The organism is Paenibacillus thiaminolyticus (genome assembly GCF_003591545.1).
Taxonomy (GTDB): domain Bacteria; phylum Bacillota; class Bacilli; order Paenibacillales; family Paenibacillaceae; genus Paenibacillus_B; species Paenibacillus_B thiaminolyticus_A.
In genome coordinates, this window is sequence record NZ_QYZD01000060.1 from 12,562 (window position 1) to 16,524 (window position 3,963).

The 3,963-nt window shown below is 61.2% G+C and carries 6 protein-coding genes; 2 read left to right on the forward strand and 4 right to left on the reverse strand.

Annotated features, from left to right (window positions below; translation table 11 throughout):
- Positions 1 to 200: 200 nt before the first annotated feature.
- Together DQX05_RS28935 and DQX05_RS32725 are read right to left on the reverse strand one after the other, a co-directional pair.
- On the reverse strand, positions 201 to 404 hold the full coding sequence (locus tag DQX05_RS28935; protein ID WP_119796705.1) for a diaminopimelate decarboxylase: 204 nt from the start codon (positions 402 to 404) through the stop codon (positions 201 to 203).
- A 13-nt stretch (positions 405 to 417) separates the two neighbouring features.
- The gene (locus tag DQX05_RS32725) at positions 418 to 723 is read right to left on the reverse strand and encodes a hypothetical protein (RefSeq protein WP_259392298.1); all 306 of its coding nucleotides are present in this window, start codon (positions 721 to 723) and stop codon (positions 418 to 420) included.
- Between the two features lie 46 nt (positions 724 to 769).
- Here DQX05_RS32725 and DQX05_RS32730 point away from each other — a divergent pair, with 46 nt between their 5' ends.
- The gene (locus DQX05_RS32730; protein ID WP_259392299.1) at positions 770 to 988 is read left to right on the forward strand and encodes a hypothetical protein; all 219 of its coding nucleotides are present in this window, start codon (positions 770 to 772) and stop codon (positions 986 to 988) included.
- Positions 989 to 1,171: 183 nt separating this feature from the next.
- On the opposite strand, the gene rfbD is transcribed toward DQX05_RS32730, so the two are convergent.
- Complete coding sequence (gene rfbD, locus DQX05_RS28945) at positions 1,172 to 2,050, reverse strand: dTDP-4-dehydrorhamnose reductase (protein WP_119796707.1); 879 nt, start codon at positions 2,048 to 2,050, stop codon at positions 1,172 to 1,174.
- A gap of 4 nt (positions 2,051 to 2,054) precedes the next feature.
- Entirely contained in the window at positions 2,055 to 2,624 is a 570-nt protein-coding gene (gene rfbC, locus DQX05_RS28950) for a dTDP-4-dehydrorhamnose 3,5-epimerase (protein ID WP_119796708.1), read from the reverse strand.
- Positions 2,625 to 3,238: 614 nt separating this feature from the next.
- Between rfbC and DQX05_RS28955 the strand changes: the two genes are divergently transcribed.
- On the forward strand, positions 3,239 to 3,607 hold the full coding sequence (locus tag DQX05_RS28955) for a helix-turn-helix domain-containing protein (RefSeq protein ID WP_119796709.1): 369 nt from the start codon (positions 3,239 to 3,241) through the stop codon (positions 3,605 to 3,607).
- Positions 3,608 to 3,963 lie beyond the last annotated feature (356 nt).

Below are 3,963 nucleotides of genomic sequence, written 5' to 3' on the forward strand. Positions count from 1 at the left end.
CTGTTCCTTCTTCCCCATCTGCTCTCTCCTTCTATCCCTTGTTCCTTCTACCCCCATCTGCTCTCCTTCTATCCCCTGTTCCTTCTTCCACTATTCCTACTCCTTTCTCCATACCCCTTATCTCTCTATCCACTCTGCCCGTTGCAGCTTGCTTCCTCCCAGAACGCTTCTTGCCGGAAGGCCGCAGCCGCTCTTGGCGGCTAGTGCAGCGAATCATAGGGCAAGTCCGTCAGCCGGACGCGCCACATCCGGTTCAACGGCGCATGCTTCGCGACGCACTGCTCGCACCCGCCTACTGGAGCATCGCCGTAGAAGCCCGTCCGAAATACCAGCATCGCTTCCTCATTGGCCAGCAGGCGCTGACAGCCTAGGCACTTCACTTCCGTGTGCAACTTCGCTCTCATTTGCTTGCTCCTCTCATCCGGAACTGAATTCTTCCTGTATCCCCCGCGTTGCCGCGATCTCGCCGGGCACATTCCGCCGCACCGGCCCGGCCACGTCCGTCGGCGACAGCTTGCCCGGCATCGGCTTGGGCCAGGATGGATAGCGCAGCCGCTCCACCCTGTCCAGCTCCGGGCGGCAGCAGCTTCGCCACAGCCGGCGTGCTTGCTCCTCCGCCGGTTCGGCGGGACGTTCCCGCCAGATAGGGACCCCGCCGCGCGCCGCCCAGCGCTGCGCGTATTCCGCTACCCGGTACGGCACATAGCGTACCGGCCGCTTCATCGGCGCGAACAGCTCCGTGAGCGCCGCCAGCGGCTGGCCGTCCGCCGTGCCGAGGAGGACGGTGCCGGTCGCCTGCAGCCAGGCGGGAGGCAGATACGCGACATCGGTCGCCGTAACTGCCTCCCAACTCCTGCGCAGGCACTCCGTCGAGCCGGGCGCAGGAGCCGGCGCGGCCACGATGGCGAGGCGCATCGCATCCGCCAGCGCAGCGCTGCCCGGCCAGGAGCCCGGCACGATGACGGCGTCGGCACGGCGGACGGCGTAATCCGCATGCACCGTGCACAGCATGCGGTCCGCGCAGACGCGGCGCCAGCGCTCGGCCTCTTCGGCTTCCGAGAGGACGAGCCAGACGTCATGGCCGAGCTTCCTCAGCCGCCAGGCCAGATCCAGCCCCCCCTCCCGCGCTCCCAATACGGCACATCGCATGACTTCCCCTCCTTTGCCGCCATTATTCCTTGCGAACCGGACCGTTCGCGGCGTAGCGGCGCAAATAATCCGCCAGCGCTTCGCGCCACGGGCGCATCGGCGGAAAGCCGTTCAAGCGCAGCGCCCATCCCTCCAGAGCCGAAAAAGACGGCCGCCGGGCCGGACGGGGGAATTGGGATGTCGGCACCGAACGCACCTTGACGGACAATCCCGCCTCCTCCATAATGGCAAGCGCGAATTCATGCCAGGAGCAGATCCCCGCATTCGTGACATGATACGTTCCAAAGCGGTTCGTCCGCAGCAGCCGCAAGATCATCTCAGCCAAATCAAGTGTATACGTAGGGCACCCCGATTGATCGTGCACCACTTTCAGCTCCGGCTGGACCGCCGCTTGACGCAGCATCGTCTTGACGAAGTTATTGCCGTGCGGCCCATATACCCAAGACGTGCGAACGATGAAAGAGGCCGGCTGCAGAAGCTGCACGAACCGCTCCCCTTCCCGCTTCGACGCGCCGTATACATTGATCGGGCGAGTGCGGGCTGTCTCGTTGTACGGCTTGGTCGCCCGGCCGTCAAATACATAATCCGTGCTGATGTAGACGAGCTTCGCGCCGGCCTGGCTCGCGGCCGCCGCGACATTGCGCGTCCCGAAGGCGTTGACTTGATACGCCAGATCCGGGTTCAGCTCCGCTTCATCCACCTTCGTATAAGCAGCGGCATGAATGACAGCGGATGGCCGTTCCCGCAGAAATATCCGCAGCACATCCTCCGCATCCGTCACATCCAGCTCCTTGCGGCCATAGCCCCGGGCCGGAACGCCATAGCGGCGCAGCACCGCCATTATATCTTTGCCGAGTTGACCCTCCGCCCCGGTAACGAGTACAATTCCTCCCTGATTCATCGTCTCACCCACCTCGTTCCGGACTGGACAGGAAGAACGTCTCGGCGTGATCCAGTAGCGGTAGCGCCTTGTCCTTGTCCGACATTATCGGATTCGATGCTGGCCACGGAATCCCGAGGGCGGGGTCATCCCACCGGATGCCCCGATCCCGCTCGGGCGCATAGTGAGCATCCACCTTGTACATCACCTCGGTATCATCCACCAAGGTGCAGAATCCGTGGGCATAGCCCGGCGGAATAAGGAGCTGCCGCTTGTTGGCTGCGCTCAGAATCACGCCCGCCCATTGGCCGAACTGCGGAGACCCGCGGCGGATATCGACCGCCACATCGTAGATCGCACCGGCGAGTACCCGCACCAGCTTCGTCTGCGCCATCGGCTCCAACTGATAATGCAGTCCGCGAATCGTGCCAGCCCGGGCAGAGAGCGAATGATTATCCTGCACGAACGTCTGCGGAATCCCCGAAGCCTCCCATTTTTCAAGATGATAGCTTTCCATAAAAAAGCCGCGTCCGTCTTCAAATACCTGCGGCTCCAACATCACAACGCCGTCCAGTGGCGTAGATATGATTTTCACAAACCCCAACTCCTTGTTCTGACGAATCGGACGGTTCAGACGCCTAGCCGCGCCCCGTTCGTGGGGCCGCCTCGCCGTGCGCTGATTACCTATTTCCTCATCTTATGCAGAACCGCAACGCAGCGCCTGTATGGCCGAAATCACATCGACGCCTACTCATATATATGCCCGCGGACGCCGAACGATGTTCCCGCCGCAGCGGCCCGTCTCCGCGCTTGAGCCTTTCGCCTGGAGTCGGAGAACGTTGTCCGGTGCCCCCGGTGACCGTGCCGGTTCCAGGGGCTTTGTCATCGGGCAAGTCGGGGTAGCCCGTTGCGCGCCTTGTCCGCCGAGAAGCCCCCCTGAACATGTCAATCCGGGACGGCAAGCCATGCCTGGACAGCAAGCCATGCCGGGACGACAAGCAGAGCCTGGAATCCATGCTCATTGCGCCCCGGACGCGACCAGGCCTATAATGAGACGGAACCCGGCGGCAAAAGACAAGCCTCTCGATGGGCGCAGCACGACTGACAGGAGTGCTGTAGCCGCATCAGTTCAACGCGGTCGCACATCCGTGACCTCATACGACGCATACGCTCGGACATATGTGTCCGAAGCAAAGGAGGAGCAATAATATGGAGTTGGGAAGGCGCCTGGGGCAACTGCGCGAGCGCAGCGGCTGGACGCAGGAGGAAATGGCGGAGAAGCTCGGAATTACGCGGGCGGCTCTCTCGCATTACGAGAAGAATCGGCGCAAGCCCGATTTCGACACCTTGATACAGGCAGCCGACCTGTTCGGCGTATCGGTTGATTATTTGATTGGCCGCCTCCATCGCGGGGACATTCCGTCGAATTCGGAGCCCGCTGAAGCCGCCCCCGGGATCGAGCTGGCCGATCCGGCAACGCTGAGCCGCCTTCGTCTTGAGGTAGACGGGGAGGCATTGACTTACGAGGAGGCGCGCCGGTTCGTCGCGTTCGTGCGGGCGGAGCGGATGATGCGATAAGGGAACGGGAACGAATCCATTCGGTAGCGAGCCCTTCCCCGTTCAGCGGCTACAAAAACCTGCAAAAGTGCAGGATTTGTGCCATACCCGCTTTTCGAAATCGAAAAGCCTGCAAATCTACATCAATTTTCCCACTTATCGCTTGGATTGGGATATAACGGTCGAAAAACCTGTAATTTTGCATCAATTATACCGAAAATGCCCTTCACCGCCATGAAATGATGTAATATTGCAGGATTGATATCCTCGGTGTATCATACGAAGCACAATGGGCTCGAAAGAGGCGGCCATGCACATAGTATGCTAGAGTAAAGGGCAGAAAATTTCTGCCCCTCCTCATCAAACCGTACGTGAGG

Bases quoted from the DNA above. Each gene is read 5' to 3' on its own strand.
- rfbD (WP_119796707.1), bottom strand. From the start codon at position 2,050: ATGAATCAGGGAGGAATTGTACTCGTTACCGGGGCGGAGGGTCAACTC.
- DQX05_RS32725 (WP_259392298.1), bottom strand. From the start codon at position 723: ATGAAGCGGCCGGTACGCTATGTGCCGTACCGGGTAGCGGAATACGCG.
- DQX05_RS28955 (WP_119796709.1), top strand. From the start codon at position 3,239: ATGGAGTTGGGAAGGCGCCTGGGGCAACTGCGCGAGCGCAGCGGCTGG.
- DQX05_RS28935 (WP_119796705.1), bottom strand. From the start codon at position 404: ATGAGAGCGAAGTTGCACACGGAAGTGAAGTGCCTAGGCTGTCAGCGC.